Source organism: Actinomycetota bacterium (assembly GCA_004297305.1).
In the GTDB taxonomy this organism is placed as follows: Bacteria; Actinomycetota; Actinomycetes; order S36-B12; family FW305-bin1; genus FW305-bin1.
Genome location: SCTR01000005.1, coordinates 153,635 through 179,255, shown reverse-complemented (window position 1 = coordinate 179,255; position 25,621 = coordinate 153,635). Strand labels below are relative to the sequence as shown.

The window sequence follows — 25,621 nt, the reverse complement described above, 5'->3', positions numbered from 1 at the left end:
CGGTCCGCGCAGCGTCCGCCAGCCTTGCTTCCCGGTGACGCCCCAAGCTGTACAGGGATAACCCTTCGAGGCTTGTTCGCCGCTTACGAGGACGTTCGCCGCTTACGAGTACGGCGGAGACAGTCGGTCTTCGACCACGACGTCTGAACGGTCGACCGAAATCCGTTCACGTCGGGAGATTGCCATCATGACCAGCGACAGGATGATCGCGACGACGCCCGCCCCCGCCACGATCCAGCCCACGAGCACGAGATCGACTCCGTTGATCCGGTCCTGCACCGCCAGGGCAAGGATCAAGCCCACTGCCAGGAGAAAAACGCCCACACCGACACCCATGACTGGCCTCCTCAGGTCGCCCCGCGACGTGACACGCCGAGCACTACCCGTTGATCACCTGCCGAAACCTCACCGGGCCTCGGCCGGGCCGCGCACGCTGAGTCGCTCGACCACACGAGTGCCCGATAGGACCGAACGAGCACGGGCGCCTACCGAGGGTGGTCGCGCGTCACAACCCGGCGGATCTCCATACGACGTGACAGGGCCGTCGGCGGCAGGTAGCGTCACAGACGCGAGCCCGATGCGTCCTCAGTCGACGGCGTGGGCGGTAGGCCCTGAGACTAGGCCCGTTCGCACCCTGCAGAATCGAGGCCGCTATGGCCCCGTCATCGCTTGTTCCTCATGTGCAATTCTCCGGCGAACTCGACCTCGACCGAACCGACGAGATGCGAGCAGTCCTCTGGCACTACCTGGAACCGGCCGCGTCCGACGTGTTTGTCGACCAGATCGTCGTCGATTTGGGGCCGGTCACGTTCCTGGACTCCAGCGCGCTGCGCGTGCTGGTCGCCGCCGATCAGGCCGTGACGTCGGCGGGGTGGCATCCGACGCGCAGGCGATGGCCGGGTGCTGCCACCCTCGCTGTCCAGCGACGTGGCGCCAGCGGCTCACTGCGGCACGAGCCGGCAGTTCAGGTTGTCCCGACTGGGCTGATCCTGGACCAGCAGGCTGGTGACGGTCCGTCGAAGCTGATCCCGTTGGCGGGTAGAGATTCTGCTGACGAGGAGATCGATCGCCCACAGGATGTCCTCGTGGACGGCGCGTGCCTGCGTCCGGCCGGTCCGGGTGAGCTGGATTCGGCAGGCGCGCCGGTCACCGGGCACCGTGCGCCGTTCGACGAAGCCGCGCCGATCGATGCGGTCGACCAGACCGGTCACTGCCGCCTTCTCGACTCCGAGGATCCCGGCCAGCTCGGTCATCGTCTTCGGTCCCTCGGCCAGCACACACAGCAGCCGTGCCTGAGTGGCAGTGAGGTCGCGGGTCGCCGCGGTGCGAGCGAACACGTCGTGGACGAGGCGGGCCAGGTGCACCAGCCCGGTGGCCAGGTCGGTATCGGGTTGATCGGTGGTCGCGATGGTATCCGCCTTATAGTTCGTGGCATGTACTATCTACGCTAGATACTACCTGGTGAGAGACGTGACGGTGTGATGACAGAACCGGTCCGCTTCGGGGTGATTCACGGGTTTGGCCCCTTCGATCCCGAAGGCTTGGTCGCTGGGGCACAACGTGCCGAAGCGCTCGGCTTCGACCTGTTCAACGTGGCCGACCATCTCAACGGCGACCGGCCGACTCTCGAACCATGGATCGCTCTGGCGTTTGTCGCCGCCGCGACCCGGCGGCTGTCCGTGGTCTCCAATGTGCTCGGCCTGCCCTACCGGTCTCCGGCGGTCACCGCGAAGATGGCCGAGACTCTGGACCGGCTATCCGGCGGCCGGCTGGTCCTCGGGATCGGCTCGGGCGGCTACGACGCCGAGTTCTCGGCCTTCGGCCTTCCCGAGCGCACTCCCGGCGAGAAAGTGAACGCGCTGGACGAGGCCCTCCACATCATTCGCGGGTTGTGGGACGAACCGGAGTTCACCTTCGCAGGACGTCACTACCAGACGCATGCCGCTCGGATCGAACCCAAGCCGGCCCGCCGAATCCCGATCTGGGTTGGCGCCTACGGTCCGCGTGCGCTGGCGGTCACCGGGGGACTGGCCGATGGTTGGGTGCCCTCGATCGGGCGCCTCGGACTCGATCGGCTCGTCGAACTGCGCGCCGCGGTGGTCGCGTCACTCGAGCGGGCCGGCCGCCCCGTAGAGGAGTTCACTTGGGCGACAAACCTCGTTCTCGGCCCGGCCTCGACGAGCAGCCAGGATGCCGGGCGGGGATGGCGTCAGCTCACCGGAGACAGCGACGCGGTCGCCGGCCAGGTGGCCCAGATCGCGGCGGCCGGCTTCACGGTCATCAACGTGGCATTTCCCGTTGCTGACGAGATCGAACGCTTCGCTGCCGAGGTCATCCCCGCCGTACGCGCCCGACTTGCGGCCGCCTGACGGCTGGTCGTCCGGCAGGTAGCCGGGTCCGCGGCCTCATCCCGGCGGCGCACGGGATGTCGCCAGCTGTCGACCGTCAGCGGCCAGGGGCACCGGCCGGCGCGGGTGATAGGTTCCTGCACTGCCCTGGCCCCCGTAGCTCAGGGGATAGAGCAGTGGCCTCCGGAGCCATGCGCGCAGGTTCGAATCCTGCCGGGGGCACCCCGCGTGTAGGCCTCTGACCTGCAGAAACACCTTCACGTGACGTGCGAGGAAGATCATTGGTCCCCTGGCAGGGGACAGTAGACCCCAGCAGGGGTCAAACCTGCGTGGTCAAATCTGCTCTGTGGCGAGCATCGAGAAGCGGATCCAGGGCGCCAAGACGTCCTACCGCGTCGGGTGGCATGAGGCCGGCCGCCGCCAGTCTCTGAGCTTCGACACCCACGCCGAGGCAATCAAGTTCCGGGGTCGAGTCGACGCCGCGGGCCAGAAGTGGCCGCCGCCCGAGGAGCCCGGGAAGCTCGCCCCAGACCTCCCCACCGTGACGGAGTGGTGCACCCGGTCCATCGACTCCCGGGTCGGCCTGGGCCTGCACGCCGCACGTGACTACCGGGCCATGCTCAAGAACTACCGCCCTGGGTGACCTGCCGATCGACGCCGTCACCCCCGAGATCGCCGGGCGGTTCCTCCGCGGGCTCACCGCCACATCCGGGCTGGCCCCGAAGACTCTGCGGAACCTCACCGCGTTTGTGTCCTCCTGCTTCCGGGACGCCGTCGCCAACAGCCTCTTGCCGTCCAACCCCTTCATGGGGCTCACCCTCGGCGTGCCGACCACCAAGTCCGAAGAGATGGCAGTCCTCACCCGCCGCCCCGAGCTGGACCGCCTCGTCGACGCGATGACACCCCTGTACCGACCCCTCGTGCTGACCCTGGCCGGGACCGGGATGCGGTGGAGTGAGGCGACCGGCCTGCACGTCGCCGAGGTGGACCTCGAGGCCAAGCAGGTCAACGTGGTGCGGGCGTGGAAGCGTGAGCACGGCGGCACGTTCGCCCTGGGGGAGCCCAAGACGCGCCGGTCACGGCGCACCCTCGCCATCACGGACGACCTGGCGGAGATCCTCGCGCCGCTTGTCGAGGACCGAGCGCCGGGGAGCTGGTCTTCACCAACGCAATCGGCGCGCGCGTCGACCACGCCACCTTCGACCGAACCCACTGGCAGCGGGCCGTCACGGGTATCGTGCGGAGTGACAAGCACCGGGCGGAGGACGCCAAAGCCGCGGCGCCCTGCCGGTGCCCCGGCACCGTCACGAGGCGCGTGCGGATCCACGACCTCCGCCACACCCACGTGTCCTGGCTGATCGCCGCCGGAGTGCCGCTCCCGGCCATTCAACGGCTGCTCGGGCACACCTCGATCACCACCACGATCGACCGGTACGAGCACCTCATGTCGGACATGGACGACGTCGTGCGCGCGGCGCTGGGTCGGGTGGGCTGACCAGGCGATGTCGTAGCCAGCGAACCTGGAGCCTTCCGCTAGCATTCGACCGGATGGACAGCCGAACAGCGCGGGGAGCTGAACGTGGCTAGGTCAGTCCAGGACGTCGCGGCGTACATCATCGAGCGGCACGGCCGCATGTCCTCGATGAAGCTGCAGAAGCTCGTCTACTACTCCCAGGCGTGGCACCTCGTCTGGGACGACGAGCCACTCTTCCCGGAGCGGATCCAGGCGTGGCCAACGGCCCTGTCGTCTACGAACTCTTCGACCACCACCGAGGCACCTTCACCGTCGACTCGTGGCCGTGGGGCACGTCGGCCAACCTCAGATCATCTGAACGCGAGACGATCGACGCTCGTTGCCTCGCACTCACCGCATGAGTCGGACCGTGGACACTTAGTCGCGCTGGCGAACGGCGGTCACCCGTTCGACCGGGCCAACGCCAGGCTGGCCCACCGAGGCTGTAACGCCTCCAAGGGCGACCGGATCGCCCTCAAGCCCTTCCGGAACCCGAAGGTCCTCGGCCGCTGACCTGCGCGTTGCAGGTCCCTCGTTGGCCTGACGCGGACGCCCTACGATCTTCGCGTGTCTGAGCACCCCGGCGCCGATCGTCTCGCCGCCTGGTCCGAGCAGTTCGAGGACAGCTTGGGCGCGGTGATGCGAGCCTTCCAGTACCGGTGGACCTGGCGCGCGATCATCGGGATGCTGCGACACTCCGAAGTCCCGCAGCACCCCGTCATGCAGGACTATCTCCTGCGTACCTACATCGTCACCATCTGCATGAGCGTCCGGGTCGAAGCCGACGACCGGAAGGACGTCCGCAGCCTCGCGCGAAGTCTTCGGTACCTCAGCCGCCACGCCGAGTCGATCACCTACCCGGTGTACCGACTGAGGGTCCAGTCCGACTTCGAGGGACGGGGAGACCCAGACCGTCTGGTCGAGGCCGCCGCTCGCAGCTCCTTCGACATCTTCGCCGGTCCCGGTGGGCAGTGCCTCGACCCGACTCTGCTCAGACAGGACCTCGACCGGCTCTTCTCGATCGCCAAGCCGGTCGTCGACTACACGAACCAGGTGATCGCGCACCGGGGCGAATACCCCACTCAGCGACGACCGCAGCCCCACCTTCAACGAAGTCAACTCAGCGCTTGACGGGCTCGGGACCCTGGTGCGCAAGTACTACCGCCTCTCGCATGCCGGCAACGCCCTGGGAACCGTCGCGCCGATAGTCCCAACCTCGATGTTCAACATGTTCAGGGTGCCTTGGTACCGGGATGGCTTCGAGCCCCCCCGCGAACTAGACCAAGGCGAGTAGCCGCGGCGTCGGCTCCCCTCCACAGCCGGGGGCACGGGGTCCCCGATCGCGAAACCGACAACGGCCATCACCTCGCGCGAACGCACCGCTCAGATCCAACCCGACGCCAACGGCGGGCTGGCACTCCCCGACGTCGTCCGGCTCCTAGAGGACGTCAAGCGCGAGCAGCGCGCCCAGTCCGGCCGCATGGCCGACCTCAACGACGTGCGCGGCACCAACGTCCGCATCGACTCACACCTGAACTCGCACAACCACTAATGCAACAGAGGGCCCGCCACGTCCGGGTACATGAGTAGGTCCTCATCAATCGGCTGCAGATTCAGGTTCCCACGCTCGAACGCCTGCCTCAGTCCGTCGACGTCGGGAAATAGCCGCCGCTCAGTCTTGTGGTGGAAGTCAGCGAGGTGCTCAAGAACGCGGCCCTTCAGGGGAGTTGTGATCGTGAGGACGCAGAATGGGAGCCCTCTCGGTCTGCCTCGCTTCCGCTCCTCCGGACTGAACAGCGTCCTTAGTGCGCTAGCACCGGGGGCCTTGCGCCCCAGTAGCGGGAAGCCTTGGACGCCCGAAGCAGGTGGCCCGTCTGGGACCGCACCCGAGATGAAGAGGCCTTCCTGTGCCCGCATTCGAGCATCCGGGAGCGTTGGTCGCACGAGAAACGGAACGTTTCTCGCGGCGGAGTCTGCCAAGGCCTCGTGCAACGACCAACTCAGAGGACTCGTTCTCATTGCGTACGTGGGCGAAGCCCACGGCTGGTATGTGCCGTACTCGCAAATCCCGGTGACGTCGATCGCAACCAGTGCGGCGGTTGTATCCCCACCGTTGCCCGACGGCTGGCAGGCGAACCAGAGGGCAGTCATGGGGTTGTCCGTAACGTCGACGAGACGTGTCGGTAGCCCGTGGTGCTGGAGCAGCGCCAGCATGTGAAGATCCGTCGCGGAGGGGCCCAGCTCGACGTCGATGCCCCAGGACCTCGCCCGATCGAGGATAGCGGCCTCCCAGGATCGGACCTCCTTCTCGCTAGGGAACTCCGACACGCCGACCTCCAACAGCCAGCGATAGAGCGCTGACTGGACCGGCCACTTGTAGTTCGGCATGCCCCGCCAGACGTAGCGGCGCCCGCGTTGCAACGTTCCGATTCGTGAGACAGCACGCATCAAGCTGTCGACCGTCGTCACACGATGACCCCAGCCATTGCGAACCCAGTGCGGGTTGGCCTGAGCCATCATCGCGATTGGCCCCCGTGATTCCCGGCACGGCACTGCGCCGTGCATTGCGAACGCTAGCGCTACCGACGTGTGCGATGGTTACGCCCAACCGACCTACTTGTCCGTGTACTTCTTCACTGTCGTGTGATCGTTGAGTCGGTTTCAACCTTGGTGCCCGCAGCCGGCTCCTGCGCGAGTACGACCCAGTTCGAGTCGATGAGAGGAAGCCTGTTGGCGCCCGTGGCATCGTTCGCTGGGAGGACATGGAGACCCGCGGCGCGCCAGATGTCCTGGGCGGCCTGGTAGTTCATCCCGACGCCGTTCGGTACCGTGATCGATGCGTCGGCCGGGGCAACGGTCGTCGGTGGGGGCGGTGGCGGGGCCTTCGTGGGTGCCGCAGGCGGCGGGGTGGGGGCCGCCGCGGGAGATGTCGTCGCCTACTCGCCGCAGTTGACGCGCTTGGCGTCTCCAACGGGGTCGTGTTGGTAGCAGCTCCGCTGCAGCCGGCCAACGCGACAACCGCGACGCCTCAATCTCCTCCAGCAGTGGCTCGCGTGTCTCAGCCACGCGAAGTCCCTCGCGCCGCACCCTGACGGCCACATGTCGGTGTGCCCCCGCCGGGTGGACCACCGCCGGTGGCTCACCGCTGTATCGGCAGTCAGCGCAGCCAGCGCGGTGGCCCGGCGACTGCGGCGGTCGCGAAGGCGCCGATCGCCCCGCCGATCGCGAGCTGGAACGATCCGACGAAGGGCAGGAAGAGGCCGAGCAAGCCGGTCGGCACCGCCATGACGAGCGCCGCCATCACCGCGAAGCGGAACCGGCCGACACCGCCAGGCGAGTCGGCCTGCTGCGCGGCGTCCTTCGGCCGTGAGCGGGCCGGCTCACGGCCTACCGCCGCGGGACTCCCGCTGTTGGCTGCCTCCACCTCGCGCAGCAGCCGTTCGATGTCGTCGTCGCCAGCCATGGCTCCTCCTCGGATGCCTCGGTACCGCGGGTGCCAATTCGGTGTGGCTCCTCCATCCTGCGGCATGTCTGGCCTCGTCTCGGCCGGCTGGACCCGGTCGCCCCGACCCAGCGTGATCATGATCTGCCGCAGCGCGACGGGCACGGCCGGCCGGGGTAGACCGATCCGGTGGGCAGAAGTCGACCTTCGGTCGGTGGCGGCGGGCCCCTGCCGACGGGCAGGCTTCTCGCGGGAGATCTCCCTTCGCGCCACCCGTTCCGTCGCGGAACTGCCGGTGGTGCGCCGCGGTCCGTCGGGTGCCCTGAACCCCGGCGGGCCGCGGCCGCGACCGGGGTCGAGCTGAACCAGCGACAAGATCGCTCTGGCGCACTACGCTCGTCGCACGGTTCGCCCCAACGGCCCGGTCGTGAAGGCCGAGCCGCCGGCACACAGCCGTAACCACCACGAAAAGCCCGCGAAACGCTGTTCCCCTACAACGGCAGGGTGCCCCCGGGCACGCCCGACGTACTGACGCCTGGGGGTGGGATGACTGCGGTGACCGAACCCGGGATCGTCCCCACCCCGGCTGGTCCTCCTCGGCCGTACGACGAGATGTACCAGGCCGCGCCCGACGGCACGCCCGGGCCGGTGCGACCGGCTCACGACGCGCTGGCCCGCGCGCTCGACGGCATCGGACCCGACGACCTCGCCGAGCGCGCCAATCTGCGTGACGCCTACCTGGACCGGCAGGGCATCACGTTCACCCTGTCGGGACGGGAGCGGCCGCTGCCGCTGGACCTGGTGCCGCGGATCATCACCGCCGAAGAGTGGCGTCGAGTCGAAAGTGGTGTGGCCCAACGGATCAGAGCGCTCGAGGCCTTCCTGGCCGACATCTACGGGCCGGGCGAGGTGCTCGCCGACGGGATCGTGCCGCGCCGGCTGGTGACCAGTTCGACGCACTTCCACCGCGATGCCTGGGGCATCGCGCCCCCCAACGGGGTCCGGATCCACATCGCCGGCATCGACCTCATCCGCGACGAACGTGGCGAGTTCCTGGTCCTCGAGGACAACCTGCGCAACCCGAGCGGGGTGTCGTACGTCCTGGAGAACCGCCGCACGCTGGCGCACGTCATCCCCGAGGTGTTCGGCGGGCACCGGGTGCGTCCGGTCGATGCGTACCCGGAACGGCTGTTGGAGGCATTGCAGGCGGCGGCTCCGGCGGGCATCGACGACCCCACCATCGCCGTGCTGACCCCCGGCGTCCACAACGCAGCGCACTACGAACACGCCTTCCTCGCCCGCCGGATGGGCGTGGAGCTGGTCGAAGGGCGCGATCTGTTCTGCCGCGACGATCAGGTCTGGTTGCGTACGACGAACGGGCCGCAACCGGTCCATGTCATCTACCGTCGCATCGACGACGAGTTCCTCGATCCGGTCCATTTCCGGCCGGACTCGCTGCTGGGCGTACCGGGCTTGCTCAACGCCGCGCGGGCGGGACGGGTCACGATCGCCAACGCGGTGGGCAACGGTGTGGCCGACGACAAGGCGGTCTACCCGTACGTTCCCGATCTCATCGCGTACTACCTCGACGAGGCGCCGATCCTGCCCAACGTGACGACGTACAACCTGCAGGATCCCGATCAGCTCGCCCACGTGCTGGATCGACTGGACCGCATGGTGATCAAGCCGACCGACGGCTCCGGCGGCTACGGCCTGATCATCGGATCGCGGGCTACCGAGATCGAACTGGCTGCCGCCGCCAAGCGGATCACCGCGGATCCTCGTAACTGGATCGCCCAGCCGATCGTGACCTTCTCGACCTGTCCGACCGCCGTCGACGGTGGGCGCCTCGTCCCGCGGCATGTGGACCTGCGACCGTTCGCGGTCAACGACGGCGAGCACATCTTCGTATTGCCCGGCGGACTGACCCGGGTCGCGCTGCCCGAGGGTTCCCTGGTCGTCAACTCCAGTCAGGGTGGCGGTTCCAAGGACACCTGGGTCCTCGAGGACGACGCCCTGCCGGGTGGTCGTCCGGTTCCCGCACCGGTCCCGCGGGTGGAGCGGGTGTCGGCGTCCGTGGTCGCCCGGGCGCACGCGCCCGTCCCGCTCGACGAACGACTGCGACAGCAAGAGGGACAACAGCAACAGCAGGGCGACCCGGCCGAAGGGTCGAGCCGATGCTGAGCCGGATCGCCGAGTCGTTCTTCTGGATCGGCCGGTACGTCGAGCGCGCGGAGGCGACCGCCCGACTGCTGGCCGAGCACCATCAGCTGCTCGTCGAGGACCGCACCGTCAACGAGGACGTGGCGTGCGCGGTCCTGCTCGACGCGTTGTCGATGCCGCACGTCGACGTCAACACCGGCACCGCGCTGGTGCGCGCGCTCGTCGGTGGGCCGACGGAGCCGGCGACCATCACCGGCTCGGTGACCGCCGCGCGGGAGAACGCCCGTGCGATCCGGGATGCCTTGTCCGGCGACGTGTTCGAGGCGCTCAACGCCACTCACCTGGCGCTGACCCGGGGTACGGCGTTCGCCGCCAGCCCCGGGGTCGCGTTGTACCGAGTGCTCGACCGGCTGCTGGTGGTGCACGGCGTCATCGAGTGGACCATGTCGCGCGACGAGGGGTATCTGTTCCTGGCGCTGGGCCGCTCGCTGGAACGGATCGACATGACCGCGCGGATGCTCTGCGTCCGGCACGATCAGTTGTGGCCGCAGAGCGGACCCGTCGCCACGTTGCGCGCAGCCGGGGCGCTGTCGGCCTTCCTCCGGACCCGTAACCCGCTGCAGGGCAATGCCGTACGCGCCTTCCTGGTCGTCGATGGGACCTTCCCGCGTTCGATGCGGGTGGCTGCGCACGACGCCGAAGAAGCGGTCCGCGGCCTCGAACGGGCGGGTTCGACCGACGGTGGGGATCTGCTGCGCGAGGTGGGAATGCTGCGCTCGTTGCTGGAGTACACCGTCGATCCCGGTCCGGCGGAGATCGACGGACTCGCCGAGCACGCGCAGGTCGCCATCGAGCGGGCCTCGGACGTGGTGAGTTCGGGCTTCTTCCGGCAGGCCGGCACGATCGTGTGGAGCCACTGATGCCGGGCAGGCGGCTGCGGGTGAGCCATCGCACCGGATATCGCTACGCGACCTCGGTCGCCGCGTCGTTCAACGAGGTTCGGATGACGCCGCAGGACGGCGAGGGCCAGGTGCTGATCTCCCACGAACTTGCTGTCCTGCCGCGTTCCCCGGTGCAGATGTACGTCGACTATTGGGGCGCGCTGGTCGAGTCGTTCGACGCGCACACGCCGCATCGAGAACTCGAGGTCGTGTCGACCTCGACCGTGGATACCGTGTCGCGGCACCGCGAAGCCCCCGGACTGAGTTGGGGCGAGCTGGCTGCCACGGGAGTGATCGACCGGTGGTGCGAGTTCCTGACGACGACGTCGTACGTCGACGACGCTGCGGCGGACCCGGACCGGTCGGACCTGGTAGCGGAGCTGCGTGCGCTGCCCACGCCCCGCGAGGCCGTCGATGCCGCGCTGGGCGCGGTCGACGATCGGCTCACCTACACCCCGGGCGTCACGACCGTGCTCACCACGGCTCATGAGGCGTGGACGGTCGGACACGGTGTCTGCCAGGACTTCACCCATGCCGCGTTGTCGCTGCTGCGGGCGGTCGGTATCCCGGCGCGGTACGTCAGCGGCTACCTGCACCACGAGGACGACGCGGTCGGTGAGACGGTCGTCGGCGAGAGCCACTCGTGGCTGGAGGTCTGGGACGGCGGCTGGGAGGCCTTCGATCCGACGAACCGGCGTGACGTCGCCGAGGCCCATGTCACGGTCGCGCGAGGGCGTGACTACAACGACGTCCCGCCGTTGAAGGGCATCTACGCCGGCGGCAGGTCGGAAGCCCTCGGCGTGTCGGTGGAGATCACCCAGTTGCCACGCTGACGACGCCGCCGCTGGCCGCGGACGCCCGAGCTGCGTCGATCACTGCCGTCGTCGCGATGACGTCCTGCGGCGGAACGGGATTGGCCCCATTGTGGCGCACGCAGCGTTCGACGGCGGCGTAGAACTGCGGCCATGCCCCGGCCGCGGTCGGCACCGGTACGCCGTCCCCGCCGGCACCGGGGAGCAGCCGCCCCCAGGTCTCGGGAGGTTCGATACCCCAGCCGGGGGCGGCAGGATCGGCTCCGGTGCGCAGTTGCTGCTCCTGGTGGTCCAGCCCGTACTTCAGATAGCCGCCGCTGTCACCGAGCACCCGGAAACGTGGCCCCTGGGCGGCGGCGGCCGCCGAACACCACAGATGACTCACCGCGCCGCTGCGGTGGGTCAGGGCGAGGAAGGCGTCGTCGTGCGCTCGCGAACCGGGGCGCACCGTGCGGGCCTCCGCATAGACCGACGTCACCGGCCCGAGAAGCACCTGTGCCTGGTCGACCAGGTGCGGGGCCAGGTCGAACAGCACGCCGGGCAAGGCCTCCGGCGGCCCGTTCTCCCGCCACGTGTCGCGAGGCACCGGGCGCCAGCGTTCGAACCGCGACTCCAACCGGTGCACCCGCCCCAGCCGGTCGTCGCGCAGCAGTGCCGCCACGGTCAGCAGGTCCCCGTCCCACCGCCGGTTGTGAAAGGTGATCAGCGGTACGCCGGCGGCCTCCGCTCGGTCGGCCAGGTCCCGCGCCGTCGGAGCGTCGGGCGCCATCGGCTTGTCGACGACGACGGGCAGGCGGTGCTCGATCGCGAGCCGCGCTTGAGCGACGTGGGCGGCGTTGGCCGAGGCGACCACCACCAGGTCGACGTCGAGCCGTCCGGCGAACAGCGTCTCGGTGTCGGGGACCACCCTGATGCCGGCCGTGTCGGCCTTGGCCTGCGCGGTCCGGGTCGGGTCTGCGCTGACCACCGTGGTCAGCCGGAGGCCTGGTGTCGCGGCGATCAGCGGCCGGTGGAAGACGCGGCCGGCCAGGCCGTAGCCGAGCAGGGCAACCCGCAGGTCGTCGGTCATGGTCCTGCCTAGCACGACCGATCCCCGCGGGGAATCGTCGGCCGGGGGACCGTGGCCGCCACCGTAGGATCCGGTCACATGACACCGGAGGAGATCGCGGCCGCGACGCGTGAGGTCATCGCCGGACTCGTCGCCGCCGGGACGATCTCGGTGTCGGTACCGGACGAGGTCCAGGTGACCCGGTCGCGTGGTCGGGAGCACGGCGAGTGGGCCACCAACGTGGCGATGACGCTGGCGAAGGCCGCCGGTCAGCCGCCGCGTGATCTCGCCGCCCTCGTCGCCACCGGACTGGCGCGGCTGCCCGGCATCGCCGCTGCGGAGGTCGCCGGGCCCGGCTTCATCAACCTCACTCTGGACTCGGCCGCAGCCGGCGAGCTTGCGCGCACGGTCGTGCTGGCCGGTGACTCGTACGGTGGCAGCACGTCCCTGGCCGGCACGACGGTGAACCTCGAATTCATCTCAGCGAACCCCACCGGTCCGCTGCACCTGGGCCATACCCGCTGGGCGGCAGTCGGAGACGCCATCGGCCGCGTGTTGGCCGCGGCCGGTGCGCAGGTGACCCGCGAGTTCTACATCAACGACCGCGGGGTGCAGCTGGACCGGTTCGGGGCGTCCGTTGCCGCAGTCGCGGCCGGCCGCCCGGTGCCCGACGACGGCTACCACGGTGCCTATGTCGCCGACCTGGCCGCCGACATCGTCACCGCCCATCCGCAGTTCGCCGACCTGCCCGAGGACGAGCGGCTGCTCGCCTACCGGGAGGCGGCGTACCAGCGGCAACTGGCTGAGCACCGGGAGGTGCTCGAGCAGTTCCGGACCCATTTCGACGTCTGGACCTCCGAGCGGGAGCTGCACACCAGCGGCGCGGTGGAGCGGGGGCTCGCGCGGCTACGCGAACAGGGACACGTGTTCAGTGCCGACGGCGCGATCTGGCTGCGCACCACCGACTTCGGCGACGACAAGGACCGCGTTCTGGTCAAGGCGGACGGCGAACTGACCTATTTCGCCTCCGACACCGCCTACTACGTCGACAAGCGTTCGCGTGGTTTCGACCGCTGCGTGTACCTGCTGGGTGCCGACCACCACGGCTACGTCAACCGGCTGCGCGCCGTGGCCGCGTGCGCCGGCGACGACCCGGACCGGACCATCGAGGTGTTGATCGGCCAACTGGTCAAGATGATGAAGGGCGGGCAGGAGGTCAAACTGTCCAAGCGTGCCGGCAATATCGTCACCCTGGAGGACCTCGTCGACGAGGTCGGTGTCGACGCCGCGCGCTACAGCCTGATCCGCTACCCGGCCGACTCGCCGCTCACTCTCGACCTGGACCTGCTCAAGCAGCGGACCAACGACAATCCAGTGTTCTACGTCCAGTACGCCCACGCCCGGATCAGCTCGGTCCTGCGGAATGCCGCCGATCTCGGCATCGACTGGCGGGCAGCGCCTTTCGATCCGGCAAGGCTCGATCACGAACGAGAATCCGACCTCCTGGGAGCCATCGCCGGCCTGCCGCGCACCGTCGCGACGGCAGCCGAACTGCGCGAACCGCACCGGGTCGCGCGCTACCTGGAGGATCTGGCGACGGCGTACCACCGTTTCTACGACTCGTGCCGCGTCCTGCCGCTGGGCGACGAGCCGGTGGCCGACCGCCATATCGCCCGCTTGTGGTTGTGCGCCGCCGCGCGCCAGGTGCTGGCCAACGGGCTGGCGCTGTGCGGTGTGCAGGCGCCCGACCGGATGTGAGCCCGAGTAGCCTCCGGCCCATGCGTGCCCATCCTGCCGGTCCTCGGCACGGCGACGTGGTCCCGGCCGGGCACCCGCTGCGGCCGCCGCACGACCTCGACCGGCTCGACCCGCTGATCTGGCCGCTCACCGCGGGCCGGGATGCGGCGGGCATCCTCACGCTGGGCGGTGTCGGCGTCGACGAGTTGGCGGCGGCCTACCAGACCCCGCTGTTCGTCCTGGACGAAGCGGATTTCCGCGCTCGTGCCGGCCGCTACCGCGCGGCGTATGACGACCCGCAGCTGCCGGCCGATGTGTACTACGCGGCCAAGGCCTTTCTTGCTGCCGGGGTGGCCCGGTGGGTCGCCGCGGAGGGGCTGCGCATCGACGTGTGCACGCTCGGCGAGCTCGAACTCGCGCTGCGCTCCGGGGTCGCCGCACCGCAGATCCTGTTCCACGGCAACAACAAGTCCGCCGTCGAGCTCGACCGTGCGCTGGAAGTCGGCGTCGGCCGGATCGTCGTGGACTCGTTCGACGAGATCGAGCTGCTGGACAGCCTCGCGTTGGCCCGCCGTACCGTTGCCGGCGTCCTCGTCCGGGTCACCGTGGGGGTCGAAGCCCATACGCACGAGTACATCGCGACCGCTCACGAGGACCAGAAGTTCGGCTTCTCCCTGGCCTCCGGCGACGCGCTGCGCGCCGCGCACCGGGTCGCGGCGGCGGAGGGTCTGCAACTGGTGGGCCTGCACTCCCACATCGGATCTCAGATCTTCGAGCCGGCCGGCTTCGAGGTGAGCGCCCACCGGGTCGTCGGGCTGGCCGCGGCGCTCCGCGACGCCGACGTGGCGGTCGGCGAGCTGAATCTCGGCGGCGGCATGGGGATCGCGTACGTCGACGGTGACGACCCGATCGACGTGGCGGAGATGGCCGCAGCCCTGCGCGACATCGTCCGGCGCGAATGCGAGGCAGCGCAGCTGCCGTTACCCCGGCTGGCCGTCGAACCGGGCCGGGCGCTCATCGGGCCGGCCGGCATCACCGTGTACGAGGTGGGCGTCGTCAAGCCGGTGGACCTGGGCCACGGTGAGACCCGGACCTACGTCTCGGTCGACGGCGGGATGAGCGACAACATCCGGACGGCGCTGTACGACGCCGACTACACGGTGGTGCTGGCCGGCCGGGTGTCCACGCAGCCGGCGATGCAGTGCCGGGTGGTCGGTAAGCACTGCGAGAGCGGCGACATCGTGGTGCGGGATGCCTGGCTGCCGGCCGACGTGCGACGCGGTGACCTGGTGGCCGTTGCCGCGACGGGGGCGTACTGCCGCGCGATGGCATCGTCGTACAACCTGACCCCCCGGCCGGCAGTCGTGGCCGTCCGCGACGGGCAGCACACCACGGTGCTGCGCCGCGAGACGATCGACGAGGTCCTCGGCCTGGACGCCGGCCTCTAGCGGCGCCGGCCCGCCGCTTCGGAGTTCGCCCGGTTCCCGTCCGCTGGCCGATGTCTGACAGGCTTGCCCGACCATGACCGGATCCCTGGCCAGCCCGCGCCCGCTGACGGTCGCCCTGCTCGGCGCCGGCGTCGTGGGTTCCGAGGTGGCGCGGCTGCTGACCGCGCACGCCGACGACCTGGCCGCGCGCGTGGGTGCACCGTTGGTGCTGTCCGGCGTCGCCGTTCGTGACGCCGACCGTCCCCGGCCCGGTATCGACCCGGCGCTGCTCACCACCGATGCCGCGACGCTGGCGGCCAGCGGAGCGGACCTGGTCGTCGAAGTGATGGGTGGCCTGGACCCGGCGCGCGACCTGCTGCTCTCGGCGATGGCAGCCGGGTCCAGCGTGGTCACCGCCAACAAGGCGCTGCTGGCGGAGGACGGCGGGACGCTGCACGCCGCGGCGGAGAAGTACGGCGTCGACCTGTACTACGAGGCCAGCGTCGCCGGGGCGATCCCGTTGTTGCGGCCGCTGCGCGACTCGCTGGCCGGTGACCGGGTCCGTCGCGTCCTGGGAATCGTCAACGGCACCACCAACTTCATCCTCACCAAGATGGACGAGGAGGGTGCGGACTACGCCACGGTTCTCGCCCAGGCGCAGGACCTCGGTTATGCCGAGAAGCCCGATCCCAGTGCGGATGTCGAGGGCTACGACGCCGCGGCGAAGGCGGCGATCCTGGCCAGTCTGGCCTTCCATACCCGCGTGACGATGGCCGACGTGCACCGGGAAGGCATCTCGGCGGTGACCCCGGCGGACATCGCCGCGGCCCGCGACATGGGTTTCGTCATCAAGTTGTTGGCCGTGGCCGAACTTGCCGCCGACGAGCGCGGGGTGTGTGTCCGGGTCCACCCCGCGATGGTGCCCCGGTCCCATCCGCTGGCCAGCGTCCGCGACGCGTTCAACGCCGTCTTCGTCGAGGCGGACGCCGCGGGGCAGGTGATGTTCTACGGCCGGGGTGCCGGGGGGGCGCCGACGGCATCCGCTGTCCTCGGCGATCTCGTCGCAGTCGCCCGGCACAAGGTGGCCGGCAGCCTCGGCCCGAGGTCGTCGACGTACGCCGATCTCGAGGTGCTCGCCGTCGGCGAGGCCAGGACGCGGTACTACGTGAACCTCGATGTGGCAGACCGTCCCGGCGTGCTCGCCACGATCGCGGCGGCGTTTGCCGAGCGGGGGGTCAGCATCCAGACCGTGCGGCAGGACGGCCTCGGCGACGACGCCGGCCTGGTGGTGCGCACCCATGTGGCGAGCGACGCGGCGCTGCGGGCGACGGTCGACGCGTTGCGGACCTTGCCGGTGGTACGCAACGTGGTAGGCGTCATGCGGGTCGAGGGCGAGACGGGGTCGTGAGGTGAGCCAGGTGCAGGTCGCAGCCGCCCGGCAGTGGCGGGGAATCATCGCCGAGTACCGCGACCGGTTGCCCGTCACCGCCGAGACTCCGGTCGTCAGCCTGGGGGAGGGCGGTACGCCGCTGGTCCACGCCGCGCATCTGTCCGAGTTGACCCGATGCGACGTCTGGCTCAAGGTCGAGGGAGCAAATCCCACCGGATCCTTCAAGGACCGGGGCATGACCATGGCGATCTCCGTTGCGGCACAGGCAGGTGCGCAGGCGGTGATCTGCGCCTCGACCGGCAACACCAGCGCCAGTGCAGCGGCGTACGCGGTCCGGGCGGGCATGGTCGGTGCGGTCCTGGTGCCCGAGGGCAAGATCGCGATGGGCAAGCTCGCGCAGGCCGTGGTGCACGGCGCGACGCTGCTGCAGATCCGGGGCAACTTCGACGACTGCCTGCGGTTGGCCCGCGACCTCGCCGACTCCTACCCGGTCGTGTTGGTCAACAGCGTCAACCCGGTTCGGATCGAAGGGCAGAAGACCGCGGCGTTCGAGATCGTGGACGCCCTCGGCGACGCCCCGGACGTGCATCTGCTGCCGGTCGGGAATGCCGGCAACATCGCCGCATACTGGCGCGGTTACACCGAGTACGCCGACTCCGGTCCGGCCAGCCGACGCCCACAGCTGTGGGGTTTCCAGGCGGCCGGGGCCGCGCCCATCGTCCGAGGCGAGCCGGTGGCGATGCCCGAGACGATCGCGACGGCTATCCGGATCGGCAACCCGGCGTCGTGGGAACTCGCGCTCGCCGCCCGCGACGACAGCGGGGGCCGGATCGAGGCGGTGACCGACGACGAGATCCTCACCGCGTACCGGCTGCTGGCCGCCCGCGAGGGCGTCTTCTGCGAGCCGGCCAGCGCGGCCGGCGTTGCCGGGCTGCTGGCGGTGCACGGCCGGGGCGAACTCGACCCCGGCCAGCGCATCGCGATCACGTTGACCGGCAACGGGTTGAAGGACCCGCATTGGGCCCTGGCGGGTGCACGCGACCCGGTGGTGGTCGACGCCGACCTGCCTGCCGCCGCGGCGGCGCTCGGCCTCGATGGCTGACCCGACCGGGTTGGCCGAGGGTCGCACCGCCGAGGTCCGGGTCCCGGCGACCAGCGCGAACCTCGGCCCGGGCTTCGATTCCCTCGGACTCGCCGTCGGCTTGGCCGACCACTACAGCGTCCGCCATTCCGTCGTGCCCGGCGTGCGGGTGAGCGTCGCCGGCGAAGGCGCCGACGAGCTGCCCAGTGACGCCGACCACCTCGTGGCGGCCGCCCTGTGCCGCGGTCTACGGGCCGCCGGGGCGACCTGGACCGGGCTGGAGTTGCACTGCCGCAACGGTATCCCGCATCGCCGCGGCCTCGGCTCGTCGGCAGCGGCGATCGTGGGGGGACTGGTCGCGGCGCGGGAACTCCTCGGTGCCGATCGCCTGCCGGTCGAGCGGATCCTCGACCTGGCCACCGAACTGGAAGGGCACCCGGACAACGTCGCTGCCGCGCTGCTGGGGGGCTTCACCATCGCCTGGACGGACACGGCAGGGCCGACCACGCGCGCCCACGCCGCGGTGGCGGCGGTCCATCCCGACGTCCGGCCGGTGGTGGCGATTCCCGGCCACGACCTGCCGACGACGACCGCCCGAGGGCTGTTGCCCGAGGCTGTGCCACACGCCGATGCAGCGTTCAACGCCGGCCGGGCCGCGCTGCTGGTGCACGCCCTCGGCCGGGACCCGTCGTTGCTGTTCGCGGCGACCGAGGACCGGCTCCACCAGCGGCAACGTGGGCCGGCCATGCCCGAGTCGCTGGCGCTGGTCCGAGCGCTGCGCGACAGCGGCCTGCCGGCCGTCGTCTCCGGCGCCGGACCGGCTGTCTTGGTGCTGGCCTCCCCGGACACGGCCGGTCGGGCGGCTGCGCTGATCGGCCGGGGCCCCTTCCAGGCGATCGTCACCGAGATCGACCACGACGGCGCCCGGGCCGTTGCCGGGTGAGCGCGGGTCCGCGCAGCGCCGGTTGACCGCAGCGAGCGATCGCCGGCCGCCGTACCGCGCTGCCGCCGTACCGCGACCCGCCGCCGGGGCAGCGCAGCATCCGCGGCCGGCAGGTGTTATGGTCAGCCTGCTCCAGGGCAGCGCAGGTTCGTCCCGGCAGCTCCACATTCGCCGGGCTCGCCCGCGCCGAGCGCGCAGCGCCCGCCCCCTGAACGTCACGACTCCCGTCGCGTCAGGTGGCTGACCCCTCGTTCGACACGGTCACGGAAGGCACGAAGCCGCACCACCTCGGGTGGATCGCGCTCGTGCCCCCGGTCCTCGTCCCGGAGCGATGTGCGGCCCAGTCGGGCCGCCGACCGACGTCTCCCGTGCGACCTGATACGGGAGACGAGATCCGACTCGGAAGGAAACCGAGTGACTGACACCACCATCTCCGACACGGCCACGGGCGAGGCGCCACGACGCCGCAAGTCCGGATCGGGCCTGTCGGCGATGCTGCTTCCCGAACTCAAGGCGCTGGGCGCCCAGCTCGGAATCGCCGGCTCCAGCGGGATGCGCAAGGGCGACCTGCTCAACGCGATCTCGGCGATGCAGGCCGGCGCCCCTGCTGGCCCCGCGGCCGGCCAGAGTTCACCCCGTCGCGAACGGGCACCTCGTCGCGACGCCGCGGAGACGGCTGCCCCGGCCGCGACCACGACGGCGGCCGCGTCGGCCGGCGAACTGCCGCCGGCAAGTCCGCCACGAACCGACACCTCGCGTGCCGACCAGCCCAGCGACCAGCCCCGAGGCGACCAGCCCCGAGGTGACCAGGCCGGGACCCGGACCGACGAGGCGCGATCAGACCGGAACCGGTCCAACCAGAACCGGGGCGAGAACCAGAACCGGTCGGACAACTCCGCCGGGTCGGAGTCGTCCCGCCCGGACCAGGCTCGGTACGACGGGAACCGGGACGGCGGCTCGCGTGAGGACGACGACGAACGAGGCGGCCGCCGCCGCCGTCGCCGCAGCCGCGATCGCTTCCGCGACCGCCGCGACCGTCCTGCCACCGGCTCCGGGACCCGGCCGTACAACGACGCCGAGCCCGAGGTCGGTGACGACGAGGTGCTGCAGCCGGTCGCCGGCATCCTCGACGTCCTGGACAACTACGCGTTCGTTCGGACGTCCGGCTACCTGCCGGCGTCCAACGACGTCTATGTCTCGCTGTCGATGGTGAAGCGCTACGGATTGCGCAAGGGCGACGCCATCACCGGAGCGATCCGGCAGCCACGCGAGGGCGAACAGCGGCGAGAGAAGTTCAACCCGTTGGTCCGCATCGACACGGTGAACGCGGCCGATCCGGACCAGGCGCGGCACCGCCCCGAGTTCGGCAAGCTCACGCCGTTGTATCCGCAGTCGAGGCTGCGGCTGGAGACCGAACCGGGCAACCTCACCACGCGGGTCATCGACATGGTGGCGCCGATCGGCAAGGGGCAGCGCGGCCTGATCGTGTCACCGCCGAAGGCCGGCAAGACGATGGTCCTGCAGGCGATCGCCAATGCGATCACCCGGAACAATCCCGAATGCCATCTCATGGTGGTGCTGGTCGACGAACGGCCCGAAGAGGTCACCGACATGCAGCGGTCGGTCAAGGGTGAGGTCATCGCCTCCACCTTCGACCGTCCGGCCGAAGACCACACGTCGGTGGCCGAACTCGCGATCGAGCGCGCCAAGCGGTTGGTCGAGCTGGGCCACGACGTCGTGGTGCTGCTGGACTCGATGACCCGGCTGGGCCGGGCATACAACCTCGCTGCGCCGGCGTCCGGCCGGATCCTGTCCGGTGGTGTCGACTCCGCGGCGCTGTACCCGCCGAAGAAGTTCTTCGGCGCGGCCCGCAACATCGAGAACGGCGGTTCGCTGACGATCCTGGCCACCGCGCTCGTGGAGACCGGCTCGCGGATGGACGAGGTGATCTTCGAGGAGTTCAAGGGCACCGGCAACATGGAGCTCAAGCTCGACCGGCGCCTTGCTGACAAGCGGATCTTCCCGGCAGTCGACGTCGACCCGTCCGGGACCCGCAAGGAGGAGCTGCTGATGTCCTCCGAGGAGCTCAAGATCGTCTGGACGCTGCGCCGGGTGCTGCACGCGCTGGACTCCCAGCAGGCGATCGAACTGCTGCTGACCCGGCTGCGTGACACCAAGAGCAACTACGAGTTCCTGCTGCAGGTCCAGAAGACGGCACCGACCGCGGGGGACTGACGCCGGTTTGGCCGGGCCGGTCCCCGATGGAATACTCCGGGGCCGGTCCCGGTTCGGCCGGGACAGGTCCGGTTCACGTGGCTCACCGACCCACGACCCGGACCGCCGACAAGGAGTCCTCATGAAGCCCGACATTCATCCGGCGTACGGCGAGACGACCGTCACCTGTACCTGCGGGGCGACGTTCACCACGCGCAGCACCGCGCGCAACGGGACCATCCACGCGGATGTGTGTTCGCAGTGCCACCCGTTCTACACCGGCAAGCAGAAGATCCTCGACACCGGCGGCCGCGTCGCGAAGTTCGAGAAGCGCTTCGGCACGAAGGCCGCCGCGGACGCCGGCAAGTAGCTGCCCGGGTCCGCGGGAGGTCCGCGCCGGGACGACTCGGGCGCGGTGGTGCGTCCGGGAGGGGCTGCGGTGTTCGAGGCGTGCGAAGAGTGGGTCACCGAGTTGGCCGACCTCGAGGCCAGACTCGCCGATCCGGCCCTGCACGGCGATCCGCGGCAGGCAGGTGAGGTCGGCCGCCGCTACGCGGCGGTTCGTCCGGTGGTGCAGGCCTACCGGGACTGGCAACGGGCGCTCGATGACGAGCAGGCCGCTGCCGAGCTCGCCGCCGACGATCCCTCGTTCGCTGCCGAGGCCGCCCAGCTGCGCGCCGGCCGCGAGCATCTCCAGGAGGACCTGACGGCCCTGCTGGCGCCGCGTGATCCGCTGGACGACAAGGACGTCATCCTCGAGATCAAGGCCGGCGAGGGGGGCGAGGAGTCGGCACTGTTCGCCGGTGACCTGCTGCGGATGTACCTGCGGTACGCCGAGCGCCACGGCTGGCGTACCGAGATCATCGAGGCTGAGCCGTCCGATCTGGGCGGCTACAAGGACGTCGCGGTCGCGGTGAAGGCCAAGGCCGGTGCGGGCGTGGGGAGTTCGCCATACGCGCAGCTGAAGTTCGAGGCCGGAGTCCATCGGGTGCAACGGGTTCCGGTGACCGAGTCGCAGGGCCGCATCCATACGTCCGCCGCCGGGGTGCTCGTCCTGCCCGAGGCCGAGGAACTCGACGTGTCGGTCGACCCGGCCGAACTGCGGATCGACGTGTTCCGTTCCAGTGGACCCGGTGGCCAGAGCGTCAACACCACGGACTCGGCGGTGCGGATCACCCATCTGCCGACCGGCATCGTGGTCTCGTGCCAGAACGAGAAGTCCCAGTTGCAGAACAAGGACCAGGCCCTGCGCATCCTGCGTGCCCGGCTGTTGGCGCTGGCCGAATCCGAGGCCGCCCAGCAGGCCGCGGACGTACGGCGGTCCCAGGTGCGTACCGTCGACCGCAGCGAACGGGTCCGGACGTACAACTTTCCGGAGAACCGCATCTCCGACCATCGGGTCGGCTACAAGGCTCACAACCTCGACCAGGTGCTCGACGGCGACCTGGACGCGGTGATCAGCGCGCTGCTGCAGGCCGATGCGGCGGCCCGTGTGGGCGCTGCCGGCGCGGTGTCATGACGGCCAGTTTCGACGCCACCGCGCGTCCCGGTGGCAGCACCCGCGGTGGCCGCGAATCGCTGCGCGACGTCCTCGTGGACGCCGAGCAGCGGCTGGCCCGGGCCGGCGTTCCGTCGCCGTCGTACGACGCCGCGGCACTGGCGGCCCACGTGATCGGCGTGCCGCGGTTGCGGCTGCGGCTGCAGGATCGCCTCGGCGACGCCGAACGTGTCCGGCTCGAGCAGCTGCTGATCGCCCGGGCGGCCCGGGTGCCGTTGCAGCACCTGCTCGGGGTGGCCGCCTTCCGCCGTATCGAACTGCGGGTGGGGGCCGGCGTGTTCATTCCCCGCCCCGAGACCGAACTGGTGGCCGAGACCGCCCTGCGGCTGCTGCCCGTCGGCGGCGTCGCGGTGGACCTGGGCACCGGCTCGGGGGCGCTGGCGCTGTCGCTGGCCGTCGAGCGCCGCGACGTCGTCGTGCACGCCGTGGAACGGGACCCGGCAGCGATGGCGTGGGCGCGACGCAACGTGGCGGAACTGGCCGGTGATCTCACCGTGAGCGGCTCGCAGGTGCAGCTGCACCAGGCCGATGCCACGACCGCGGCCGACCCCGGTGGCCCGCTGTCCGGGCTGTGCGGTCGGGTCGACGTGGTGGTGTCGAACCCGCCCTACATTCCCGACCACGCCGTCCCGCGGGATCCCGAGGTCCGCGACCACGACCCGGCCGCGGCGCTGTACGGCGGGCCGGACGGCCTGGACACCGTGCGGGGGATCGCGCGGACTGCAGCGTTGCTGCTGCCGGCCGGCGGCAGCTTCGTGCTCGAACACGGCGACGAGCAAGGTGAGGCGGCGAAGCTGTCCGGCGTCCCCGGACTGCTGCGCGCCATGGTGGTCGACGACGAGCTGGCGCTGGCGCAGCACGGCCTGCCGGGGCAACCGGTCTGGTCACGCGTCGTCGACCGCGCCGACCTGAACCGCCGGCCGCGCTTCACGGTCGCCACCCGTGCCTGACTCCCGCTCGCGCACCTTCGACTGCGCGGTTCCCGGTGAGCGGGAGCGGGGCCTGCAGGCGGCCGCATCGGTCGTGCGGGCCGGCGGTCTGGCGGTCGTGCCCACCGACGTCGCCTACGGCCTGGCCACCGACGCCTTCACTGCCGCCGGTCTGCGACGGTTGCGTACGGCGAAGGCCCGCGGCCGCGACCTGCCCGTGCCGGTGCTGGTCGGCACGCTCGCCGGCGCGGAGGCCCTGGCGAGCGGCCTGCGGCCTGCGGCGCACGCGCTGATGACAGCGTTCTGGCCCGGTCCGCTGACGCTCGTCGCCCTGCAGCAGCCCAGTCTCGACTGGGCCGTGGGCGACGGCCGCACGGTGTCGCTGCGGATGCCGTTGCACCCGGTGGCGCTGGAATTGCTCGCCCGCACCGGCCCGCTCGCCGTGACCGGCGCCAACCGCGCTGGCCTTCCGGTACCGACCACGATGGCGCAGGCACGCGAACAGCTGGACACCGCGGTCGAGGTCTATCTCGACGGCGGTCCGGCGCTTCCCGGGGGCGGCAGCGCCGTCGTCGACGTCACCGGGCCCGAGCCCCGGCTGCTGCGACCCGGCCCGTTCGCCATCGACCTGCTGCGCGAGGTCGTCCCGACGCTGCAGGACGTGTCGGGCTGAGACGGGTGTGCCGATCAGCGGGGCGATCCCGGTCGCGCCGGTAGACTCGGCCGTCGGCGCGACCGGCCACTTGTCGGTCGCCGCGGGTCGTCACGGCCCGGACGCCGCACCCGAGGGAGATGCCATGGGCGACGTACCGTTCTGGGGACCGGACTTCGGCGCGCTGCAGCAGACCGACCCGGAGATCGCCGGCGTTCTGCTCGGCGAACTGGATCGGCTCCGGTCCGGCCTGCAGCTCATCGCCAGTGAAAACCTCACCTCGCCGGCGGTCCTCGCGGCGCTGGGGTCGACGCTGTCCAATAAGTACGCCGAGGGCTACCCGGGGAGGCGGTACTACGGCGGCTGCTCGGAGGTCGACCGCGCGGAGCTCATCGGCATCGAGCGCGCCAAGGCGTTGTTCGGTGCCGACCATGCGAACCTGCAGCCGCACTCGGGCGCCAGCGCGAACATCGCCGCGTACGGCGCCTTCGTGCGACCCGGTGACACCGTGCTGGCCATGAGCCTGCCGCACGGCGGCCATCTCACCCACGGCTCGAAGGTGAACTTCTCCGGCAAGTGGTTCGACATCGTCTCGTACGGCGTGCGCCGCGATACCGAGTTGATCGACTACGACGAGGTCCGGTCGCTGGCGCTGGCCCACCGGCCCAAGATGATCATCTGCGGTGCCACGGCGTACCCCCGGCTCATCGACTTCGCCGCGTTCCGGGCGATCGCCGACGAGGTCGGCGCGATCCTCATGGTCGACGCCGCGCACTTCATCGGCCTGGTCGCCGGCGGGGCGATCCCGAGCCCGGTGCCCTACGCCGATGTCGTCTGCTTCACCACGCACAAGGTGCTGCGCGGTCCCCGCGGCGGCATGATCCTGTGCCGTGCCGAGCACGCCGCCGCCATCGACAAGGCCGTGTTCCCGATGATGCAGGGCGGCCCCCTGATGCATGCGGTGGCGGCCAAGGCCGTCGCGCTGAAGGAGGCGGCGACGCCGGCCTATCGCGACTACGCCCAGGCCGTCATCGCCAACGCACGGGCGCTCACCGAAGGCCTGGCCGCCGAGGGGATGCGTCCGATCAGCGGCGGGACCGACACCCACCTCGCCCTGATCGACCTGCAGCCGGTCGGCGTCACCGGCGCCGAAGCCGAGGCCCGGTGCGACGCGGCCCGGATCACGTTGAACAAGAACGCGATCCCCTTCGATCCGCAGCCGCCGTCGATCGGTTCGGGTATCCGCGTCGGCACGCCCGCGGTCACCACGCAGGGCATGGCCGAGCCGGACATGAAGGAGATCGCCGCGCTGATCGGGCGCGCGGTCCGCGACGCCGACGGCTCCGCGGCTGCCGATGTCGGTCAGCAGGTGGCCGCTTTGGTCGCTGCGCACCCGGCGTATCCGCGCGCCTGACGGGCCGGG

General features: G+C 70.5%; 25 protein-coding genes, 1 tRNA gene and 2 pseudogenes. 22 read left to right on the top strand and 6 right to left on the bottom strand.

Annotated elements, in window-relative coordinates; all coding sequences use genetic code 11:
- Positions 1-102: 102 nt before the first annotated feature.
- Positions 103-336: a hypothetical protein gene (locus tag EPO13_02495; GenBank protein TAK70749.1), complete on the bottom strand. Its 234-nt coding sequence runs from the start codon at positions 334-336 to the stop codon at positions 103-105.
- 317 nt (positions 337-653) lie between these two features.
- On the opposite strand from EPO13_02495, the pseudogene EPO13_02490 reads away from it, so the two are divergent.
- Positions 654-875 (top strand): annotated as a pseudogene (locus EPO13_02490) (anti-sigma factor antagonist).
- A gap of 66 nt (positions 876-941) precedes the next feature.
- Here EPO13_02490 and EPO13_02485 read toward each other — a convergent pair.
- A complete protein-coding gene (locus EPO13_02485; protein ID TAK70811.1) occupies positions 942-1,442 on the bottom strand; it encodes a MarR family transcriptional regulator in 501 nt (166 codons plus the stop codon).
- Positions 1,443-1,481: 39 nt separating this feature from the next.
- On the opposite strand from EPO13_02485, the gene EPO13_02480 reads away from it, so the two are divergent.
- From EPO13_02480 to EPO13_02450, 7 genes and pseudogenes are all read left to right on the top strand, one after another.
- Positions 1,482-2,369, top strand: coding sequence for an LLM class flavin-dependent oxidoreductase (locus EPO13_02480; protein TAK70748.1), 888 nt, complete (start codon positions 1,482-1,484; stop codon positions 2,367-2,369).
- 129 nt (positions 2,370-2,498) lie between these two features.
- Positions 2,499-2,573, top strand: a tRNA-Arg gene (locus EPO13_02475).
- A 121-nt stretch (positions 2,574-2,694) separates the two neighbouring features.
- Complete coding sequence (locus EPO13_02470) at positions 2,695-2,991, top strand: hypothetical protein (protein ID TAK70747.1); 297 nt, start codon at positions 2,695-2,697, stop codon at positions 2,989-2,991.
- 163 nt (positions 2,992-3,154) lie between these two features.
- Positions 3,155-3,706, top strand: coding sequence for a hypothetical protein (locus EPO13_02465; GenBank protein ID TAK70746.1), 552 nt, complete (start codon positions 3,155-3,157; stop codon positions 3,704-3,706).
- Positions 3,502-3,843 (top strand): hypothetical protein, encoded by a 342-nt coding sequence (locus EPO13_02460; protein TAK70745.1) that lies wholly within the window; start codon positions 3,502-3,504, stop codon positions 3,841-3,843. The genes EPO13_02465 and EPO13_02460 overlap by 205 nt, the downstream gene beginning before the upstream one ends.
- Positions 3,844-3,981: 138 nt before the next feature.
- A pseudogene (locus EPO13_02455) lies at positions 3,982-4,094 on the top strand (DUF4065 domain-containing protein).
- A 334-nt stretch (positions 4,095-4,428) separates the two neighbouring features.
- On the top strand, positions 4,429-4,992 hold the full coding sequence (locus EPO13_02450; protein ID TAK70744.1) for a hypothetical protein: 564 nt from the start codon (positions 4,429-4,431) through the stop codon (positions 4,990-4,992).
- Between the two features lie 417 nt (positions 4,993-5,409).
- On the opposite strand, the gene EPO13_02445 is transcribed toward EPO13_02450, so the two are convergent.
- From EPO13_02445 to EPO13_02435, 3 genes are all read right to left on the bottom strand, one after another.
- Positions 5,410-6,426 (bottom strand): FRG domain-containing protein, encoded by a 1,017-nt coding sequence (locus EPO13_02445; protein TAK70743.1) that lies wholly within the window; start codon positions 6,424-6,426, stop codon positions 5,410-5,412.
- Positions 6,427-6,494: 68 nt separating this feature from the next.
- Positions 6,495-6,671, bottom strand: a complete 177-nt coding sequence (locus EPO13_02440) for a hypothetical protein (protein TAK70742.1) — start codon at positions 6,669-6,671, stop codon at positions 6,495-6,497.
- Between the two features lie 347 nt (positions 6,672-7,018).
- On the bottom strand, positions 7,019-7,324 hold the full coding sequence (locus EPO13_02435) for a hypothetical protein (GenBank protein TAK70741.1): 306 nt from the start codon (positions 7,322-7,324) through the stop codon (positions 7,019-7,021).
- Positions 7,325-7,849: 525 nt separating this feature from the next.
- Between EPO13_02435 and EPO13_02430 the strand changes: the two genes are divergently transcribed.
- From EPO13_02430 to EPO13_02420, 3 genes are read left to right on the top strand one after another with little or no spacing between them, the layout of a single operon-like run.
- Positions 7,850-9,487 (top strand): circularly permuted type 2 ATP-grasp protein, encoded by a 1,638-nt coding sequence (locus tag EPO13_02430; protein TAK70740.1) that lies wholly within the window; start codon positions 7,850-7,852, stop codon positions 9,485-9,487.
- On the top strand, positions 9,481-10,386 hold the full coding sequence (locus EPO13_02425; protein TAK70739.1) for an alpha-E domain-containing protein: 906 nt from the start codon (positions 9,481-9,483) through the stop codon (positions 10,384-10,386). Before EPO13_02430 ends, EPO13_02425 begins: the two co-directional genes overlap by 7 nt.
- Complete coding sequence (locus EPO13_02420; protein TAK70738.1) at positions 10,386-11,240, top strand: transglutaminase family protein; 855 nt, start codon at positions 10,386-10,388, stop codon at positions 11,238-11,240. Before EPO13_02425 ends, EPO13_02420 begins: the two co-directional genes overlap by 1 nt.
- Here EPO13_02420 and EPO13_02415 read toward each other — a convergent pair.
- The gene (locus EPO13_02415) at positions 11,221-12,288 is read right to left on the bottom strand and encodes an oxidoreductase (GenBank protein TAK70737.1); all 1,068 of its coding nucleotides are present in this window, start codon (positions 12,286-12,288) and stop codon (positions 11,221-11,223) included. The genes EPO13_02420 and EPO13_02415 overlap by 20 nt on opposite strands.
- Positions 12,289-12,366: 78 nt before the next feature.
- Between EPO13_02415 and EPO13_02410 the strand changes: the two genes are divergently transcribed.
- The 11 genes from EPO13_02410 to EPO13_02360 all read left to right on the top strand — a co-directional run bounded on the left by EPO13_02410 (position 12,367) and on the right by EPO13_02360 (position 25,612).
- Entirely contained in the window at positions 12,367-14,025 is a 1,659-nt protein-coding gene (locus EPO13_02410) for an arginine--tRNA ligase (protein ID TAK70736.1), read from the top strand.
- A 20-nt stretch (positions 14,026-14,045) separates the two neighbouring features.
- The gene (lysA, locus tag EPO13_02405) at positions 14,046-15,452 is read left to right on the top strand and encodes a diaminopimelate decarboxylase (protein ID TAK70735.1); all 1,407 of its coding nucleotides are present in this window, start codon (positions 14,046-14,048) and stop codon (positions 15,450-15,452) included.
- Between the two features lie 73 nt (positions 15,453-15,525).
- The gene (locus EPO13_02400) at positions 15,526-16,839 is read left to right on the top strand and encodes a homoserine dehydrogenase (GenBank protein TAK70734.1); all 1,314 of its coding nucleotides are present in this window, start codon (positions 15,526-15,528) and stop codon (positions 16,837-16,839) included.
- A gap of 10 nt (positions 16,840-16,849) precedes the next feature.
- A complete protein-coding gene (locus EPO13_02395) occupies positions 16,850-17,923 on the top strand; it encodes a threonine synthase (protein ID TAK70733.1) in 1,074 nt (357 codons plus the stop codon).
- Positions 17,916-18,845 carry a homoserine kinase gene (locus EPO13_02390; protein ID TAK70732.1) on the top strand — a complete coding sequence of 310 codons (930 nt, stop codon included), beginning with the start codon at positions 17,916-17,918 and terminating at the stop codon, positions 18,843-18,845. The genes EPO13_02395 and EPO13_02390 overlap by 8 nt, the downstream gene beginning before the upstream one ends.
- A gap of 492 nt (positions 18,846-19,337) precedes the next feature.
- Positions 19,338-21,080, top strand: a complete 1,743-nt coding sequence (locus EPO13_02385) for a transcription termination factor Rho (protein ID TAK70810.1) — start codon at positions 19,338-19,340, stop codon at positions 21,078-21,080.
- Between the two features lie 121 nt (positions 21,081-21,201).
- On the top strand, positions 21,202-21,429 hold the full coding sequence (gene rpmE / locus EPO13_02380; GenBank protein ID TAK70731.1) for a 50S ribosomal protein L31: 228 nt from the start codon (positions 21,202-21,204) through the stop codon (positions 21,427-21,429).
- 69 nt (positions 21,430-21,498) lie between these two features.
- Positions 21,499-22,578, top strand: coding sequence for a peptide chain release factor 1 (gene prfA / locus EPO13_02375; protein TAK70730.1), 1,080 nt, complete (start codon positions 21,499-21,501; stop codon positions 22,576-22,578).
- On the top strand, positions 22,575-23,567 hold the full coding sequence (locus EPO13_02370) for a peptide chain release factor N(5)-glutamine methyltransferase (GenBank protein ID TAK70729.1): 993 nt from the start codon (positions 22,575-22,577) through the stop codon (positions 23,565-23,567). Before prfA ends, EPO13_02370 begins: the two co-directional genes overlap by 4 nt.
- The gene (locus tag EPO13_02365) at positions 23,560-24,219 is read left to right on the top strand and encodes a threonylcarbamoyl-AMP synthase (GenBank protein ID TAK70728.1); all 660 of its coding nucleotides are present in this window, start codon (positions 23,560-23,562) and stop codon (positions 24,217-24,219) included. The genes EPO13_02370 and EPO13_02365 overlap by 8 nt, the downstream gene beginning before the upstream one ends.
- A gap of 124 nt (positions 24,220-24,343) precedes the next feature.
- Positions 24,344-25,612: a serine hydroxymethyltransferase gene (locus EPO13_02360; GenBank protein ID TAK70727.1), complete on the top strand. Its 1,269-nt coding sequence runs from the start codon at positions 24,344-24,346 to the stop codon at positions 25,610-25,612.
- Positions 25,613-25,621: the final 9 nt, after the last annotated feature.

Excerpts from the sequence above, each read along its gene's own strand:
- EPO13_02495 (TAK70749.1), bottom strand. The coding sequence starts at position 336 with ATGGGTGTCGGTGTGGGCGTTTTTCTCCTGGCAGTGGGCTTGATCCTT.
- EPO13_02480 (TAK70748.1), top strand. The coding sequence starts at position 1,482 with ATGACAGAACCGGTCCGCTTCGGGGTGATTCACGGGTTTGGCCCCTTC.
- EPO13_02465 (TAK70746.1), top strand. The coding sequence starts at position 3,155 with ATGGGGCTCACCCTCGGCGTGCCGACCACCAAGTCCGAAGAGATGGCA.
- EPO13_02445 (TAK70743.1), bottom strand. The coding sequence starts at position 6,426 with ATGCACGGCGCAGTGCCGTGCCGGGAATCACGGGGGCCAATCGCGATG.
- EPO13_02440 (TAK70742.1), bottom strand. The coding sequence starts at position 6,671 with ATGAACTACCAGGCCGCCCAGGACATCTGGCGCGCCGCGGGTCTCCAT.
- EPO13_02435 (TAK70741.1), bottom strand. The coding sequence starts at position 7,324 with ATGGCTGGCGACGACGACATCGAACGGCTGCTGCGCGAGGTGGAGGCA.
- EPO13_02430 (TAK70740.1), top strand. The coding sequence starts at position 7,850 with ATGACTGCGGTGACCGAACCCGGGATCGTCCCCACCCCGGCTGGTCCT.
- EPO13_02425 (TAK70739.1), top strand. The coding sequence starts at position 9,481 with ATGCTGAGCCGGATCGCCGAGTCGTTCTTCTGGATCGGCCGGTACGTC.
- EPO13_02420 (TAK70738.1), top strand. The coding sequence starts at position 10,386 with ATGCCGGGCAGGCGGCTGCGGGTGAGCCATCGCACCGGATATCGCTAC.
- EPO13_02415 (TAK70737.1), bottom strand. The coding sequence starts at position 12,288 with ATGACCGACGACCTGCGGGTTGCCCTGCTCGGCTACGGCCTGGCCGGC.
- EPO13_02410 (TAK70736.1), top strand. The coding sequence starts at position 12,367 with ATGACACCGGAGGAGATCGCGGCCGCGACGCGTGAGGTCATCGCCGGA.
- lysA (TAK70735.1), top strand. The coding sequence starts at position 14,046 with ATGCGTGCCCATCCTGCCGGTCCTCGGCACGGCGACGTGGTCCCGGCC.
- EPO13_02400 (TAK70734.1), top strand. The coding sequence starts at position 15,526 with ATGACCGGATCCCTGGCCAGCCCGCGCCCGCTGACGGTCGCCCTGCTC.
- EPO13_02390 (TAK70732.1), top strand. The coding sequence starts at position 17,916 with ATGGCTGACCCGACCGGGTTGGCCGAGGGTCGCACCGCCGAGGTCCGG.
- EPO13_02385 (TAK70810.1), top strand. The coding sequence starts at position 19,338 with ATGCTGCTTCCCGAACTCAAGGCGCTGGGCGCCCAGCTCGGAATCGCC.
- rpmE (TAK70731.1), top strand. The coding sequence starts at position 21,202 with ATGAAGCCCGACATTCATCCGGCGTACGGCGAGACGACCGTCACCTGT.
- EPO13_02370 (TAK70729.1), top strand. The coding sequence starts at position 22,575 with ATGACGGCCAGTTTCGACGCCACCGCGCGTCCCGGTGGCAGCACCCGC.
- EPO13_02360 (TAK70727.1), top strand. The coding sequence starts at position 24,344 with ATGGGCGACGTACCGTTCTGGGGACCGGACTTCGGCGCGCTGCAGCAG.